This is a genomic window from Kitasatospora sp. SC0581 (assembly GCF_048159585.1).
Classification (GTDB): Bacteria; Actinomycetota; Actinomycetes; order Streptomycetales; family Streptomycetaceae; genus Kitasatospora.
In genome coordinates this window covers 261719-278385 of sequence record NZ_JBLRWA010000004.1, presented here as the reverse complement: position 1 = coordinate 278385, position 16667 = coordinate 261719, and the positions used below count along the sequence as shown (strand labels likewise).

Below are 16667 nucleotides of genomic sequence, written 5' to 3'. Positions count from 1 at the left end.
TCACGGTGGTTCCCTTCCGGGCGCCCCGGCCGGGTGGGCCGGGGCGCCCCGCTGAGGAGGTTCGGGCGGGGTCAGGCGGTCGCGGCCAGATCGGCCACCCGTTCCTCGACCAGCCGGGCGACGGCCCGCAGGTCGGGCTGGCGCAGCACCAGGGGGGCGCGCAGCCGGACGCCGTACTCGTTCTCCAGGGCCTCCAGCAGTCTCGCGGCGGCGAGCGAATTGCCGCCCGCGGCCAGGAAGTTGTCCTCGGGGCCGAGGTCGGCGCGGCCGATCAGCTCGCGGCAGAGCTTCAGCACGGTCCGCTCGACCGGGCCGCGCCCTTCCTCCACCGCGTCCGCCACGACCGCGTCCGGCACCGCCACGTCGGCCAGCAGGGCCTGGCGGTCCACCTTGCCGTTGGCGTCCAGCGGGAAGCGCTCCACCAGGTGGACGGCGGAGGGCACGGCCTGCTCGGGCAGCCAGGGCCGGACGGAGTCGAGCAGCGCCGCCGGGTCGGCGCCGTCCTCGGCGTGGACGAAGGCCAGCAGTCGGACCCCGCCGGTCGGCGCCTGTTCGGCGGCGACCACCGCCCGGCGCACCTGCGGGTCGCGCTCGAAGGCGGCCTCGACCTCGGCGGGTTCGATCCGCACGCCGCTGACCTTGACCTGGTCGTCGAGGCGGCCGTGGAACTCCAGTACGCCGTCCGGCCGCATCACCACCCGGTCGCCGGTGCGGTAGACCCGGTCGGTGCCGACCACGCCGGCGGGCGCGTCGACGAAGCGGCGGGCGGTCAGCTCGGGGTCGAGGTACCCGGCGGCCAGGCCGCGGCCGCCGATCCGCAGCTCGCCGGCCGTGCCGCGCGGTACCGGACGGCCGTCCTCGTCGGTGACCAGGACGACGACGCCGTCGATCGGCAGGCCGATCGGCGGGGCGCCGGCGCCGTGGTCCCCGCCGGGGGCCATGGTGTGCATGGTGGTGGTGACGGTGGCCTCGGCGGGGCCGTAGGCGTTGTGGACGGTCGCGGTGACGTCGGGCCCGGGGGCGCGGCGCAGCCGGTCGCCGCCGATCACCAGGTGGCGCAGCGCCAGCCCGGCGGGCCAGGGCCGGCCGAGGACGGGCTCGGCCAGCGGGGTGGGCAGGATGGACACGGTGATGCCGGCCTCGCGCCACCAGTCGGTGAGCGCGCCGGTGTCCCAGCGGACCGCCTCGGGGGCGACGACCAGGGCCGCGCCGGAGGTGAGGCCGGCCCACAGCTCCTGCACGTGCGGGTCGAAGGCGACGCCGATCAGCAGGCTGTGCCGCTCCCCGGGGCCGAGGCCGGTCGCCCCGCGGTACCACTGCAGCAGCGCGCCGAGCGCGGGCTCGGTGACGGCGACGGCCTTCGGGGTGCCGGTGGAACCGGAGGTGAGCACCGCGTAGTGGGTGCCGACCGGGACGCGCACCTGCCCGCCGGAGGTCAGGGCGGCCACCACGCCGGCGGTGGGCAGGTCCAGCGGCAGCCGCTCGCCGCCGGGCGGCAGCAGGTCCGGCTCGCCGACCAGGCAGGCCGGGCGCAGCTGCTCGGCGACGGCGCGCAGCCGGCGCTCGCCGGGGCGCGGGCCGAGCGGCAGGTGGACGGCGCCGAGCTTGGCGGCGGCCAGGGTGACGGCGACCAGCGAGACCGAGTGGGCGAGGCAGACGCCGAGCAGGTCGCCGGGGCCGACCCTGCCGCGCAGCGCCTCGGCCACGGTGTCGGCGAGGCGGTCGAGTTCGGCGTAGCTGTAGACCTGCTCGCCGTCGATCAGGGCGGGGGCGTCGGGGGTGCGGTGCGCCCAGGCGGTGAACAGGTCGAGCACCGCGCCGTCCTGGTGCGGGCGGCCGTAGCCGATGCTCAGGCCGTCCGTACTCGGGCTGTCCGTACCCGGGTTGCCCGCACTCGGGCTGTCCGTGCTCCGGAGTTCCGTGCCAAGGTGTTCCATCATCATCTCCACAGAAAGTGACGAGCCGTCAGTTCGATGCCTTGGAAGGCGCGTTCACTTGGCGCCCGCGGCGAGGGCGCGGGCCTGGTCGGCCAGCACGGCGTGGCGGAACAGGGTGCGCAGCGGCGGGCGGCTGCCGAGGTGGGGCTCCAGGTACGCGGCGAGCTGGGCGGCGAGCAGCGAGTGGCCGCCGACCTCGAAGAAGTGCGAGTCCGCGGTGAAGCGGTCGTGGCCGAGCACCTCGCGCCAGGCGGCGGCGATCAGCCGCTGGCCGGGGTCGGCGAACTCGCCCGACGCGTCCTCCTGCGGCTCCGGGGTCTGCTCCACCAGGCGGGCGAGGGCGGCGCGGTCGGGCTTGCCGCCGGGCAGGGTCGGCATCGCGGCGACGGCCGTCCAGCTCGCCGGGACGAGTCCGCCGGGCAGCCGGCGGGCGAGCGCCTCGTGCAGGGCGGCCTGGTCGGGGCGGTCGGCGCCCTCCAGGAAGCCGACCAGGCGGGGGCCGGTCCGCGGGTCGGTGTGCAGCAGCACCGCGCAGGAGCGGCCGCCGAGTTCGGCGGAGGCGGCGGCCTCGATCTCCTCCAGCTCGATCCGGTGGCCGCGCAGCTTGACCTGGTTGTCGGCGCGGCCGAGGAAGCACAGCCGCCCGTCCAGGTCGCGGTAGCCGCGGTCGCCGGTGCGGTACACCCGGGCGCCGCCGAGCGCGGGCACGGTCGTGAAGCGGGCCGCGGTGGGCTCCGGCAGGCCGAGGTAGCCCTCGGCCAACAGGCCGCCACTGACGACGAGTTCGCCGACAGAGCCGGGGGCGAGCGGGCGCAGGGTGTCGTCCAGGACGTGGACGCTCACGCCGTCGAGTTCGGCGCCGAGCGGGATCTCGCCGTCCTCGGCGACGTCGGCGGCGGTGATCTCGTACACGGTGGAGGTGACGGTGGCCTCGGTGACGCCGTAGGCGTTCAGCACGGTGGTGGCCCCGGTGAGGCCGGTCAGCGCCCGGGCGGGCAGCCGCTCGCCGCCGAGCACCAGCAGCCGGGGCGCCCAGCGGCCGTCGTCCAGCGCCGCGCGCAGGTCCTCGCGGACGGCGAGCAGGTAGCTGGTCGGCAGGTTGGCGACGGTCACGCCGCGGGCGGCCAGCACGGCGACCAGCTCGGGCCCGGTGGGCACCTCGCGCTGCGGCACGACGAGGGCGGCGCCGGCCGCGAGGGCGGGCAGCACCTCCTCCAGGGCCACGTCGAAGGACGGCCGGGCGAACAGCAGCGCCCGGTCGGCGGAGGTGAGGCGGTAGCGGTCGACGATCGCGGCGACGTACCCGGTGAGGGCCTCGCGGCCGACCAGGACGGGCTTGGGGACGCCGGTGGAGCCGGAGGTGTGGATCACGTACGCGGCGCCGTCCAGCACGGCGGCGGGCTCGGCCTTCGGGAATTCGGGGCCGTCCAGCAGCGCCGGGGTGACGCCCTCCTCCGGCAGTGCCGACGCGCTCTGCCGGGTGGTGAGGACGAGCGCCGGGCTCAGCCGCTCCAGCAGCAGCCCGAGCCGGGCGGCCGGGTCCTCGGTGGACAGCGGCGCGTACACGGCGCCGTGGCGCAGGCAGGCGAGCAGCGCGACCACGCTGTCCGCGCCGCGCGGCAGCACGGCGGCGACCGGCTGGCCGGGGGTGACGCCGGCGGCGCTCATTCGCTCGACCAACTCGGTGACCCGGCGGTCGAGTTCGCCGTAGCTGATCCGCTCGGTGCCGGCCAGCAGGGCGAGCGAGGCCGGGTCGTGGGCGGCGGCCGGGTCGAGCACGGCGGGGGTGACCGGGGCGACCGGGGTGGCCTGCGCGGCCTCGGGTGCGGGGGCCAGGTCGGCGATCGGCGTCTGCGGGCGGTCCAGGTAGCAGCGCAGCAGCTCCAGCAGCCGCTCGGACAGCAGCACCGCGTCGGACTCGCGGAACAGGTCGGCGTCGTAGTCCCAGACCAGGGTCATCCCGGCTGCGCCGTGCTTCTCGCCGACCACCCGGCGGTCGTCGGGCAGCAGCACCAGGTCGAGGTCGAAGCGGGTGGTGCCGGTGTTGAAGCCCTCGTACAGCGAGACCTCGAGACCGGGTGCCTGGACGTCGGGCAGCGCCGCGTCGTGCGCGCTGAACATCACGTTGAACAGCGGGTTGTCGGCGCCGCTGGTGTGCAGTCCGAGCCGGCGGGTCAGCTCCTGGACCGGCAGGTCCTGGTACGGCAGCGCGCGCAGCAGGACGTCGGTCACCTCGTCGACGGCCTCGGTGCCGGGGACCGTCGGGTCGAGCCGCAGGCGCAGCGGGACGGTGTTGACGAACATGCCGACGGTGCCCTCGAAGCCCTCCGGGCGGTTGCCGACGGCGGTGCCGATCACCAGCTCGCGGTGGCCGCTGTGCCGGCGCAGCAGTTCGGCGAGCAGGGCGAGCAGGGTGCTGAACGGGGTGTGGCCGTCCGCCTTGCTGCGCTCGCGCAGCCGCCCGGCCAGGTCGGCGCCGATCGACTGGCGCAACTGGCCGCCGTGGTGGCGCCGTTCGGCGCGCGGCCGGGCCAGCCCGGGCAGGGTGACCTCGCGCGGCGCGTCGGCCAGCTCCCTGGTCCAGAAGTCGAGGCCGCGGTCCCGGGGGAGGTCGGCGGCGGCGCGGGCGTGGTCCTCGTACGAGGGGGCGACGGGCAGGTGGTACGGCTCGCCGAGGACGGTGGCGCGGTAGACGGTGAACAGGTCGCGCAGCAGGATCGCGAAGGAGTGGCCGTCGTGGACGAGGTGGTGCTCGACGTGGATCAGCCGGTGGTGGTCCTCGCCGAGCCGGACCAGGTGCCAGCGCAGCACCGGCGCCCGGCCGGTGTCCAGCGGCTCCTCGGCCTCGGCGGCGAGCAGCCGCTGGAAGGCGGCCTCCGGGTCCTGCTCGGCGGCGAAGTCGCTGTGGCGCAGCTCCGGTTCGCAGTCCTCGGCGACCCGCTGGCCGGGCAGGCCCTCCGGGCTGGGCACCAACTCCAGTCGCAGACCCGGGTGGTGGGCCAGCACGGCGGCCAGACCGGTGTGCAGCGCGTCCCGGTCGAGAGCGCCCCACAGGTCGAGGACGGCGGTGAAGTTGTAGGCGCGGCTGCCCGGCAGCATCTGCTCGTGCAGCCAGACGATCTCCTGTGACGGAGAGAGTGCGAACATCGTCGATTCCCTTGTGTGGTGGGCTGTGTCGGCACTGCGGTGGCCGGAAGCGGGCGTGGGGTGTTCCCGTACCGGCCGGTGGCCGGGCCGCACCGGGGTGAGGTGCGGCCCGGGGCCCGGGGGTCCCGTCCGGGGACGTGTCGGACGCGCGCGGACGGGCATGGCGGATCCGCCGTTCGGGATCCTGGGTGGGAGTTCGGCGCCCGCGGTCTCGGGCGTACGGTCTCGGTCTCGGACGTACGGTCCCGGGCGGGTGGTTCCGGGCGTACGGTCTCGGGCGGGCGGCGTCGGAAGTACGGTCTCGGAAGTACGGTGTCGGACGTGCGGTGTCGGGCCTGCGGGGCAGGCGGGTTCAGGCCTGCGGTGCCGGGCTCGGCCGGGCGGGCAGGTGGTGCCGCAGCACGGCGAGCAGGTCGTCGAAGGCCGCGTGGGCGTCGGCCTCGGGGAAGCGGTCGCGGTCCCAGGCCAGCCGGACCAGCAGGTCGTCGCCGTGCGAGGCGGAGACGGCCATCGGCGCGGCGAGCGGGCGCCCGTCCAGCGGGGCCTCCCGGCCGGGGGTGCCGCCGAGCACCAGCGGTGGGCGGCGGTGCAGGTCGTCCAGGGTGAGCAGGCCGTCCAGGGCGCCCGACCACGGGGCCCCGGCGGTGCGGGCGGCGCGGACCACCTCGTCGAAGGGGGTGCCGGCCTGGTCCAGGTCGTCCCACCAGGCGTCCGCGAGCGCGTCCAGGTCCGCGACCGGCCCCGGAGTCGCCGGGTGCACCAGGGTGTTGAGGAAGCAGCCGAGTGCGGCGGGAGCGCCCGCCGGCCGCCCGCCCCACGGGTAGCCGAGCGCGAGCGCCCCTCCCCCGGTCTCCGGCCGGGAGAGCCCCTCCGTCCGGTGCAGCCGGTGCAGGGCCGAGCCGACCGCGTCCAGCAGGGCCGGGAAGACGGCGCCGCGGGCGGCGCCCTCGGCGGCGGGCAGCCGCTCGGTGAGCATGCCGGTGGACGTGGCCGCGCTGCCGCCCGCCCCGGTCAGGCCGCCCAGCCGGCGGCCCCAGTAGGCCTGGGCGGCGGGGCCGCCGGCGGCGTCCTCGGCGTCCAACTGCAGCTCGACGGCCTGCCGGTAGTCGGCCAGCGCCTGGGGGGTGGGCCCGGCCGCGGGAGTCTCGTCCTGCTCGTACGCGGCGCTGAGCTCGGCGGTGAGCACCCCGAGCGACTGCTCGTCGCAGGCGGCGTGGTCCAGTGCGACGACGAGCAGTTCCTCGGCCCCGGACGGGTCCGCGGACGGCTCCCCGTCCGGGTCCGCGGCCACCAGCAGGCGCAGCGCGGGCCCGTCGGCGGGCCAGTCCAGCAGGGCCTCGCGCAGCGCGGCGCGGGCGGTGCCGCCGGGGGCGACGGGGATCCGGGCGGCCTCGGCGGAGGGGCCGCCGGCGCGCAGCACGGGTGTGCCGCGCACGGTGGCGAAGCCTCCGCACAGCGCCGGGTGGTGGGCGGCCACCGCGGTGGCGGCGCGGGCCAGCCGCTCCAGGTCGAGGGTGCCGCGCGGGTAGGCGAACATCAGCGGGACGATGTCGCTGCGGCTCTGCGGCGTGAGCCGGCGGGTGATCAGGAACCGTCGCTGGGCGCCGGTCAGCGGGAGCAGCTCCACCGGGGATTCGGCGGCGGCGGAGCGGTACCGGGCGAGGTAGGCGGCGGTGATGCTGGCGTGCACGGGAACGGTCTCCGGTTTCCGGTCGCGGCTCGGGTCGGGGATCGGTCGGGATCGGTCGAGGTGATCGATCGGGGCGTTGCTCAGGTCCGGTTGCTACGGGCAGGCGGGCAGGCAGACGGGCAGACAGACAGGCAGGCGGGTCAGGACACCCCCGGGCTCACGGCGCTCTCCTCCTCGCTGACGTCCGCGCCCTCGCCCGCGCCCGGCCCCGCCGTACGGTCCGGGTCCGGCAGCTCGCGCATCCGCCGCAGCGGGGAGAGCAGCAGCGGCAGCGGCACCAGCAGGAAGCCGACGGCGCAGACCCAGAGCGCGGCGCGCGGCCCGGCCGCGTCGGCGACCACGCCGCCGACCAGGGCGCCGATCGGCAGGGTGCCCCACACCAGGAAGCGCATGGTGGCGTTCATCCGGCCGAGCAGCTCCGGCGGGCAGAGGCTCTGCCGGAAGCTGACCTGGGCGACGTTGTAGGCGACCGCGCCGAACAGCACCACCCCGGAGGCCAGGCCGAACAGCACCACGCCCGCGCCACCGCCGGACAGCGGCCACAGCATCGCGAACGGTGCCGTCACCAGCGTGGAGAGCCAGATCAGCCGGGCCTGCCCGATCCACCGGGCGAGCTGCCCGGCGCACAGTGCGCCGGCCAGTCCGCCGAGGGCGGAGACCGACAGCAGCACGCCGATGGCGCCCGGCGACAGGTCGAGCACCCGTACCCAGAACACCGTCTGCACGGCGGTCAGCACGGCGGAGAACAGGTTGGACGTGGCGGTGGCGGTCGCGATCGCCCGCAGCAGCGGGTGGCCGAGCACGAACCGCACACCCTCCCCGACCTCGGCGCGCAGCGAGCGCCCCGGCTCGGGTTCCGGCCGCTGCTCCTCGACCTTGATCCGGCCGAGCAGCAGCGCGGAGACGAGGTAGCCGCAGGCGTCGGCCACGATGGCGAGCGGCGCCCCGAGCAGCTGGACCAGCCCGCCGCCGAGGCCCGGCCCGGCGATCTGCGCCGAGGAGCGGACCGTCTCCAACGCTCCGTTGCCGCCGACCAGTTGCTCGCGCGGCAGGACGGCGGGCAGGAAGGACTGGTGGGCGACGTCGAAGAACACCGTCGCCACCCCGGTGACCAGTGCCACGAGGTAGAGCTGCGGCATGGTCAGCACGCCGAGCGCGGCGGCCGGCGGGATCGACCCCACGGCCAGGCAGCGCACCACGTCGGCCCTGATCAGGACCGGCAGCTTGCGCATCCGGTCCAGCCAGGCGCCCGCAGGGAGGCCGATGAGCAGGAAGGCGGCGGTCTCGGCGGCGGTCAGCAGGCCGACTTCGAACGGCGTGGCGTCGAGCACCATCACCGCCACCAAGGGAAGGGCCACCAGGGTGACCTGAGTGCCCGTCTGGGCCGCCGCGGCTCCGGTCAGCAGGAGCCGGAAATCGCGGTGGCCGAGCAGACGGGCCTGGCGGGAGCTGGGCTTCTCGTTCATTGGTGCGACTCTCGGTCACCCCTTCGACACCGGGCAAGCACCGGGTCCGTTTCCGGACGGACCGCAGGTCGGCCGAATCCCGCCACTCGCCCGCCGGACCCTTGCGCGCTCCTTATGGACGCGTCCCGCGCGGCCGCGCCGCCGACGGCGCCCCTCGGCCAAGGCGGCGCGGCCCGACGGGCACCTTGATCACCCCGGGGCCCGCCGGTCCATTTCGACGTCCGCTATTCGGACGGGACCTTTCCGGCCACCGGACGGAGGCGCTCAACTTGGCCGGATTCCATGGAGTGCAGCCCTACCGTCACCTCATCGTGATACCGGCGTGACCGAAGCGAGCCGTAGAAGGGGATCACAGGGCGGATACGAGCCGCCCCCGGCGCGAACCGGTCCGCCGGCCGCCGCCCTCGACCCTCAGCGCCGACTGTCCGCCCCCGGCTCCGCGCGGCGGGTGATCGCCAGCACCGCCATGTCGTCGTCCCGGGGCCCTCCCGTCCACCGCTCGACGTCCGCCACCAGCGCGTCCAGCACCTCCCCCGGCCCGGTGAACGGCCCCAGCGGCGCCAGGCCGAGCACCGGGTCGTAGAACTCCCCCGCCGCGTCCCGGGCCTCGGTGACCCCGTCGGTCACCAGCAGCAGCGTGCACCCGGCCGGGAACGGCCGCCCCTCCGGCAGCGGACGCGCCACGCCCAGCCCGCCCATCCCCAGCGGCAGCCCCGGGTCCGCCGCGTCCAGCCGGCGCACCCGGGGCGCGGCCCCGCCCGGCGGGTACGGGCCCAGCAGGTACGGGCCGGGGTGCCCGCAGTCGAGCGTGCGCACGCTCTCCTCCCCCGGCGGGAACTCCACCAGCAGCGCGGTGATGAACCCCTCCAAGCGCAGCTCCTCGCTCATCCGCTCGCTCTCCCGCAGCAGCGAGTCCTCCAGCGCGTCCGCGAGCGCGACCAGGTCCGGCAGCCGGTGCGAGCCCTCCCGGAAGGCGCCCAGCAGCACCGACACGGCGCCGACCGCGTGCAGCCCCTTGCCCCGCACATCGGCGATCAGCCCGCGCACGCCGTACGGGGTGACCTGCAGCGCGTACGCGTCCCCGCCGATCAGCGCCTCGTCCTGGGCGGCCCGGTAGCAGGCCGCGACCGACAGCCGCCCCACCCGCGCGGGCGGCTCCGGCAGCACCGCCCGCTGCGCCGCCTCGGCCACCGAACGCACCCGCTCCAACCGCCGCCCGTGCCGGGCCACCACCCGGTTCACCGCGATCCCGAGCAGCGCCGCGAACACCGTGTTCCCCAGCTCCAGGAAGCCGGCCCGGGTCCCGAGCGACCCGTCCCGGGCGGACAGCACCAGGATGCCCAGCGCGTTGGCCGCCCCCACCGCGACGGTGTCCCCCAGCATCAGCAGCGCCCCCGCCAGCACGGCGGCCGCCGCCAGCATCGGATCGCCCCAGTAGTCGGTCGGGTCCAGCGCGTTCCACACCAGCCCGCCGACGGTCAGCAACCACGGCGCGACCCGCACGTACGGCGGCCACTGCACGGACCTCGGGGCCATCGGCGACCTGGCTTCCGTCTCGCCACCATCCGGAAGTGCTCCTTCCGATCGTAGCCACGGGCCCCGGAGGCCCGCATGACGGCCGCCCTCGCCGGTGGCCGAGAAACACCTCCCGCCGGTGGAGCACCTCCCGCCGGTGGGGCACCGCTCACGTGCCCGCTACGCACCGCCCGCCGTGAACCGTCCCGCGCCGGACCCGGCCAGCAGCCCCTCCGGCACCCGGCGCCCGTACGCCACCAGCAGCAGGTGCTCCGCACTCCCCTCCACGGTGAGCCGACCGTGCCCGTAGGACCACTCCGCGTCCGTCGCCTCCAGCCGGACCCCGTCCACCCGCGCCCCGAAGAACCGCAGCGTGCGGGGTGAGACACCGGCCAGCAGGGCGGTCGTACGCGCCACCGGCAGCCGGGCCGGCAGCCCGAGCGCCACGGTGATGTCGAGACCGTGGACGGCGTCGTGGGCGAGCGCCGCGATCCGGCCGCCGACCGGCGGGCGCCAGGGGTGGTCGGCGTGATCGGCCATGGCGGCGACGAGTTCGCGCTCGCTCAGGGCGGCGGCGTCACGGCGGGCGATCCGGTCGGCCATCCGGTGGACGTTGCCGCCGGAGCGGGCGAGTTCGAGGAGCGTGCGCGCCGTCGAGTGCCGGAAGCCGGTGCTCAGGTGCGCGGCCACCTCGCGGACCCGCCAACCCGCGCACAGCGAGGGCGAGTTCCACTGCTCCCGGGTGAAGGCGGCGAACACGGCGGCGAGTTCGCGGCGCTCGGCCGCGATCTGCGCACGGATCCACCGGATCTGCCCGGCGTCCTGGTCCTGCGGCACGGTTTCCATGCGTCCAGCCTGCGGCCGGAACCGTACGCCCGTCCAAGACCGGGAAGTTCTGGCACCTATGATCAGGAGTTATGGAACTGCGGCAGCTCCAGTACTTCGTCACCGTCGCCCAGCACGGCAGCTTCACCCGGGCCGCGCAGCTGCTGCACCTGAGCCAGCCCGGGGTGAGCTCCCAGATCCGGCAACTGGAACGGGAGCTGGGCCACCCGCTGTTCGACCGCTCGGGGCGCACCGTGCGGCTCACCCCGGTCGGCGAGGCGGTCCTGCCGCACGCCCGGGCGGCGCTCGCCGCCGCGGCCGCGGCCCGCCGCACGGCCCAGGAGTTCGGCGGGCTGCGGCGCGGGCACGTGCGCCTGGGCATGGTCGCCGGGGCGGCCCTGACCCCGCCGGCCGAGCTGGGGACCTTCCCCGGACTCGCCACCACGCTCGCGGCGTTCCGCCAGGAGCACCCCGGCATCGACTTCTCGCTCACCGAGGACACCACCGCGCGGATGCTCGACGCCCTGCGCGACGGCCGGCTGGACCTCGCCGTCGTCGGCCTGCCCGCCCCGGCGAGCGGGCGGGAGGGCGACGACGGCTGGTCGGCGCTGACCGGGCTCGCGCTGCACACCGTGCTGGAGGTCCCGCTGGTCGCGGCCTGCGCGTCGGGGCACCCGCTCGCGGCGGGTACGGGCCCGGGTTCCGCCGATAGTCCGGGCTCTGGCGCTGGCCCCGGTGTCCCCGGTGCGGACCGGAGCGCGCTCCCGGTCGCCGAGCTGGCCGGGCACGCCCTGGTCAGCACCCCGCGCGGCACCGGTCTGCGCACCGCGCTGGAGTGCGCCCTGGCCGAGGCCGGTGTCGATCCGGCGGTCGGCGTCGAGGCGGCCGCGCCACCGCAGCTGGCCGAACTCGCCGCACACGGGCTGGGCGTCGCCGTCCTGCCGGACCCGGGCCCGCTGCCCGGTCTGCGGGTGCGCCCGCTCACCGGACCCGTCCCCCGGGTCCGGATCGCGCTCACCTGGCCGACCGGGCAGCCCGCCTCACCGCCGACCGCCGCCCTGGTGGCCCACCTGCGGCGGGCCTACCCGGGACCGGCCGCCGCTCAGGCTCCGGCCCCCGTTCAGGCTCCGGCCGGTACCGCCGCGCCGTCGGCGATGTGCAGCAGCGCGGCCGCACCGTCGAGCACCTCCCGGTCGAGCGGGAAGTAGCCCTGCCGCGGGACGGTGTCGGTGCGCGTCCGGACCCCGGCCGGCAGCGCCGTGTCCGTCAACTCCCAGGCCGCGCCCCGCCCCTGCAGGTGGGCCTCGTACGTCCCCGGCGCCGGCTCGGCCAGCCCGATCGCCTCGCTGCGCCCCAGGCTCCCGGCGACGAAGGCGTACCGCTCGCCCAGCAGCGTGCCCACGATGTGGCCCGCGCCGATCCAGCGGCAGTCCAGCTCGCCCGACGACCAGGCGCTCGGGTTCCGCCGCAGGTGCAGGTTGTGGGAGAAGACCAGGGTCGGTCCGCGCTCGGCCTCGATCGCGCGGATGTCGAGGAGGTTCTGCGCCATCAGCGCGTCCCGCACGCCGGACAGGGCGCTGATCCGGGCGCTCTGATCGAGGCCCCAGACCGCCGACTGCGCGTGGTAGCGCAGCAGTCCGATCCCGGCGGTCAGCCGGGTGCGGGCCGCGTACCACTCGGCGGACGAGGTCTTGGCGATCAATGCCGGTGCCCGCATGTGGAGTTGGAGGAGGAGGTCGTCGGCGAGGCAGCGCAGCCGCACGGCCTCGGCACTGTCACCCGGCGACCGAGCCGGATCCGTCACCGCCTCCGTGCGGCTCCAGCGCTCGTCCTCGCCCGCCACCCCGGCGAGGTCGAGGTCGAGCCCCAGGTAGTCGCGGGCGTGTTCGAGGTAGCGGCGCGGGCTGGGGGCGCTGGTGTTCTCGGTCGGGATGTCGAAGCCATGGAAGGACAGCTGCGCACCGGACGCCCGGTCCCGGTTGAACTCCCGTATCCAGGCGACGAGTCGGCGATTTGGCTCGAGCTCCCCGAAGCCGTGGGTGAAGCCCTCCTCCAGCGCCGAGTCGAGGGTGCCGACACCCTCCCGGACGTAGGCGTCCACGGCGAACGCGGCCACCCGGTCGGTCTCCAGGGCGATCGACCGGAAACCCCGGTCGACCAACCGGGCGAACAGTTCGTTGCGGACCCGCCCGAACGCCGGCTCCTGGTGCGTCGGCTCACCGAGGCCCAGAAGCTCGCACGCCGGGGGGACGAAATCGTTGATGTCCTGGTTCATGAACCTCAAGCGTATCCTTGAAAGAACGGTTGAAACTTTTCCCTCCACCACCGCCCAGGCATTGCCCAACTGTGGCCGAAAGCCTCAAACGGCCCTGAACCATCGGCCGACTCCGAACGCCCGCCCGACCCCGAACGGAGACGACCATGCGACCCGCCGACCTCGCTCGCGAGCACGGCATCTCGACCCAGGCCATCCGCAACTACGAGCGCGACGGCTACCTCCCGCCCGCCGACCGCACACCCACCGGGTACCGGATCTACACCGAGCCGCACGCGGCCGCCCTGCGCGCCTACCTCGCCCTCGTCCCGGCATACGGGCACGCGACCGCCGGCTCGGTCATGACCGCTGTCCACGCCGACCGGCTCGGCGACGCCCTCACCGAACTCGACCGGGGCCACGCCCAGTTGCTGCGCGACCGGGAGACCCTCGCCGCCGTCCGCGCGGCCGTCGGCCACCTGAGCGACGGCTCCGCACCCGGCCCCGCCCTTCCTGCACTGCCCGGCCCCCGCTCCGTCGGCGAGGTCGCGCACCGGCTCGGTGTCACCCCCGCGACCCTGCGGGCCTGGGAGGCCGCCGGAATCCTGACCCCCGCCCGGGACCGCGCCACCGGCCACCGCCGCTACCTCCCGGCCGACGTCCGCGACGCCGAACTCGCCCACCTGCTCCGCCGGGGCGGCTACCTGCTGGACCGCGTCGCCACCGTGCTGCGGCAGATCCGCACGGCGGGCGGCACCGGCGAACTGGCCGCCGCCCTCGACGGCTGGCAACAGCGCCTCACCACCCGGGGGCTCGCGATGCTCACCGCTTCGGCCCGCCTCGACACCTACCTGGCGCTGCGCCCCGAGGTGCCCCGACGGGCTTGACCTCAAGGGAACTTGAGGTCCCAGAGTGATCCTCATGAACACCGAATCCGCAACGCCCGCGCCCGCCGACACCGCCCTTTCCGGCGGCGCCCCCTCCGACGCCGCCCTGTCCGACACCGAGCTCGCGGACATCGCGGCCATCGAGCAGGTCGTGGCCGCCGTCGAGCGCGCCCAACGTGCCAAGGACCCGGACGCCTTCCTCGCCCTCTTCCACCCCGAGGCGCTCTGGACCACCGCGCACGGCAAGGTCCTCCTCGGCCTGGACGCGATCGCCGAGTTCACCCGAGCCGTCCTGCCCGCCGCGACCTGGGACGGCCGGGTCACGTACGAGCCGGTGCACATCCAGTTCCTCCGCCCCGACGTGGCCGCCGTCAAGGTCCGCCAGGTCTACCACTCGGCGAACGGCGACGCGGACGGCGGCTCGGAGGGTGCACCGCTGTACGTCATGACCAGGCAGGACGACGGGCGGTGGCTGCTGCACGCCTGCCAGAACACCGGTGTGCTGACCGACTGACCGACGCGCCCGCCGGCCGGCCACCGGTTCCACCGCCACCCCGCGCCGCCCGTCACTGCCCGTCGCAGCCCGGTGTGGTCGGGAGCGGTCGGGCGGCGACGTCGCTGGCCGGGCTCAGCCGACCCGGGTGAGGCGGGCGGTTCGGGCGACGGCTCCCTCGGCGAGCACGCCCGGCTGCTCCTGGTCCGGGCGTTCCGGGCTGGCGAGCAGGATGGAGCGCTGGAGTCGCCGCAGTGCCGCGGACGGTTCCATGCCCAACTCCCGTACCAGGGTGTTCCGCAGGCGCTGGTAGGCCTCCAGCGCCTCGCCCCGGCGGCCGGAGCGGTGCAGCGCGATCATGTACTGGCCGTGCAGGCTCTCGTGGGTGCGGTAGCGGTCGACCAGGACGGTGAGTTCGGCGAGCAGTACGCGGTGCCGGCCGAGGCGCAGGTCGGCCTCGATCCGCTGGTCCAGCGCGCAGAGCCGGGTCTCCTCCAACCGCCTGACCTCGACGGCGAGTTGGCCGCCGACCGGGACATCCGCGAAGGCCGGGCCGCGCCACAGCGCGAGCGCCTCGCCCAACTGGCGGGCGGCGAGCGGGAAGTCGCCGCCGTCCATGGCGCGGTAGCCGTGCCCGGCGAGGCGGTCGAACTCCTGGAGGTCGACCAGCCCGCCACCGCTGTTCAGCATGTAGCCGCCGGCCGAGGTGACCAGGACGTCCTTCGCGCAGGAGGCTCCCGGGCCGCCGTCACCCTGGGCGAGCGCCCGGTCGATGAGGTCGCGCAGTTGGAGCACATAGGTCTGCACGGTGGTGCGGGCGCTGCGCGGCGGACGGCCGGACCACAGTTCCTCGGCGAGGACGCTCGCCGGGACGACCTGGTCGGCCCGTAACGCCAGCAGGGCGAGCACCTGTCGAGGCTTCGGCGCCGAGGGCACCACCGAAACCCCGCACAGTCGGACCCCCAAGACCCCCAGCACGCGGATCTCCACGACGACCACCCCACATCCAGACGGATCGGCGGCCCCGACGGCCGCCGGTCGGGCGGGCGCTCCGCTGCTCACCGTCCGCGCAGATCCGCTGGAAGGTCGGTCGAGCACCCGACACCTATCCAAAAACAGGACAGACGGTTTGTCAATACAAAACCGAACGCGCTGTTTGTTTCTGGGCGGAGCAAGCCCGTGGGAGTAGGACACCGGACCGCCGGTCCGGCCTCGAAAGGCTTCGCCCGAGACCCCCGCGGACCACTCGGACCCGCCCGGAGCCCGCCCGGATCACCCCGAATCAGGCCGGACCGGCCCCGCCCGCACCCGTCCCGGCCGCCTCGCCCGCGGCCGCCCCGGCCTCCGCCTCGGCCGCCCGGGCCGCCGCCAGCTCCGCGACCACCCGGCCGCCCCGGTCCGCCGCGAGGTCGAGCGTGGCCAGCACCCCGGGCACCGCGATGCTGGGCATCACATGCTGGTACAGCGAGGCGACCCGGCGCTCCAGGTCCGACCGGCCGGACATCTTCTGGGACTGTATCTGCACGCCCGTCCAGGCCCCGGTGACCAGCCACGCCGTCTCGGCGGGCACCACCTGGGGCAGCAGTTCGCCGCGCCGGCCGGCCGTCTCCAGCACGGTCTCGGCCCGCTGGATCCAGCCGGGCGCCGCGCCGCCGCTGAAGTCGCCGAACACGTCCTGGCCGAGGGAGAGCCGCGCGCCGGCGCTCAACACCGGGTCGCGCGGCATGAGATGGGCGACCACCATCCCGAGGTCCACGAACTCCTGGAGTTTGCAGTGCCGTTCGGGAATCTCGTCCCGGCCGAACTGCTCCTCGACGACCCCCTGGGCGAGCTCCCGCTTGGAGGCGAAGTGGAAGTACACCGCGCCCCGGGTCACTCCGGCGCGAGCCACGACCGCACCGATCGTCGCCCCCTCGTACCCGTACTCGTCGAAGACCGACGCCGCCGCCTCCAGGATCAGCCGACGCGTCCGGACCGCCCGTTCCTGTCGCACCACCGCAACCACCCCACCCGAAACGCTCGGCAAACAAAACCAAACACCCCGTATCTTACCCGCCGAGGTCGGCGGGGATCCCTGCGTCCCAGGTCACATAGGGCCGTCCTCGAGCGGACTAAAACCGCGTAGACGGTATGAGACGAACAGATGGCCGACATCTCGCCGCCAGCCCCCTTAAGCGGAATACCAGCTCTCACTTGTGGCCGGGATGGCAACGAACGACCACATAATAGCCATGAACCTGTCAAGCCTGTGCGCCGACATCCCCACAGGTCAAGGAGGTTCACCCGTCGGAGCCGATCTCCGGGCAGTGATCGACACCCACCCACCGTGCCCGTCCGACCACGCTCGGCCGCCGACGAACCTTTGTTCTGGCTCCTTGAAAACCAAACCGGTAGGTACGTATCTTACGAGCCCTGAGCAGCCCACCCCGCCCGTCACGGCCTTTCGGAGCGCT

General features: G+C 75.3%; 12 protein-coding genes. 3 read left to right on the top strand and 9 right to left on the bottom strand.

Going from position 1 to position 16667, the window contains the following annotated elements; all coding sequences use genetic code 11:
- Positions 1–71 precede the first annotated feature (71 nt).
- The 6 genes from ACLWS4_RS10515 to ACLWS4_RS10490 all read right to left on the bottom strand — a co-directional run bounded on the left by ACLWS4_RS10515 (position 72) and on the right by ACLWS4_RS10490 (position 10601).
- Positions 72–1937, bottom strand: a complete 1866-nt coding sequence (locus tag ACLWS4_RS10515; protein ID WP_416873887.1) for an amino acid adenylation domain-containing protein — start codon at positions 1935–1937, stop codon at positions 72–74.
- A gap of 54 nt (positions 1938–1991) precedes the next feature.
- The gene (locus tag ACLWS4_RS10510) at positions 1992–5084 is read right to left on the bottom strand and encodes a non-ribosomal peptide synthetase (RefSeq protein ID WP_416873886.1); all 3093 of its coding nucleotides are present in this window, start codon (positions 5082–5084) and stop codon (positions 1992–1994) included.
- 352 nt (positions 5085–5436) lie between these two features.
- Positions 5437–6774 (bottom strand): non-ribosomal peptide synthetase, encoded by a 1338-nt coding sequence (locus ACLWS4_RS10505; RefSeq protein ID WP_416873885.1) that lies wholly within the window; start codon positions 6772–6774, stop codon positions 5437–5439.
- A gap of 140 nt (positions 6775–6914) precedes the next feature.
- Positions 6915–8240, bottom strand: a complete 1326-nt coding sequence (locus ACLWS4_RS10500) for an MFS transporter (protein ID WP_380778027.1) — start codon at positions 8238–8240, stop codon at positions 6915–6917.
- 411 nt (positions 8241–8651) lie between these two features.
- Complete coding sequence (locus ACLWS4_RS10495) at positions 8652–9776, bottom strand: PP2C family protein-serine/threonine phosphatase (protein WP_049659093.1); 1125 nt, start codon at positions 9774–9776, stop codon at positions 8652–8654.
- A 159-nt stretch (positions 9777–9935) separates the two neighbouring features.
- A complete protein-coding gene (locus tag ACLWS4_RS10490; RefSeq protein WP_416873884.1) occupies positions 9936–10601 on the bottom strand; it encodes a maleylpyruvate isomerase family mycothiol-dependent enzyme in 666 nt (221 codons plus the stop codon).
- Positions 10602–10672: 71 nt separating this feature from the next.
- Here ACLWS4_RS10490 and ACLWS4_RS10485 point away from each other — a divergent pair, with 71 nt between their 5' ends.
- Positions 10673–11788: a LysR family transcriptional regulator gene (locus ACLWS4_RS10485; protein ID WP_416873883.1), complete on the top strand. Its 1116-nt coding sequence runs from the start codon at positions 10673–10675 to the stop codon at positions 11786–11788.
- Here ACLWS4_RS10485 and ACLWS4_RS10480 read toward each other — a convergent pair.
- On the bottom strand, positions 11701–12855 hold the full coding sequence (locus tag ACLWS4_RS10480; protein WP_416873882.1) for an erythromycin esterase family protein: 1155 nt from the start codon (positions 12853–12855) through the stop codon (positions 11701–11703). The two genes, ACLWS4_RS10485 and ACLWS4_RS10480, sit on opposite strands and share 88 nt — an antisense overlap.
- A gap of 146 nt (positions 12856–13001) precedes the next feature.
- Between ACLWS4_RS10480 and ACLWS4_RS10475 the strand changes: the two genes are divergently transcribed.
- Complete coding sequence (locus tag ACLWS4_RS10475) at positions 13002–13721, top strand: TioE family transcriptional regulator (protein WP_416873881.1); 720 nt, start codon at positions 13002–13004, stop codon at positions 13719–13721.
- Positions 13722–13755: 34 nt separating this feature from the next.
- Entirely contained in the window at positions 13756–14235 is a 480-nt protein-coding gene (locus ACLWS4_RS10470) for an SgcJ/EcaC family oxidoreductase (protein WP_416873880.1), read from the top strand.
- Positions 14236–14349: 114 nt separating this feature from the next.
- On the opposite strand, the gene ACLWS4_RS10465 is transcribed toward ACLWS4_RS10470, so the two are convergent.
- Together ACLWS4_RS10465 and ACLWS4_RS10460 are read right to left on the bottom strand one after the other, a co-directional pair.
- Complete coding sequence (locus ACLWS4_RS10465; protein ID WP_082345890.1) at positions 14350–15204, bottom strand: AfsR/SARP family transcriptional regulator; 855 nt, start codon at positions 15202–15204, stop codon at positions 14350–14352.
- 292 nt (positions 15205–15496) lie between these two features.
- Entirely contained in the window at positions 15497–16210 is a 714-nt protein-coding gene (locus ACLWS4_RS10460) for a ScbR family autoregulator-binding transcription factor (RefSeq protein WP_117493055.1), read from the bottom strand.
- Positions 16211–16667: the final 457 nt, after the last annotated feature.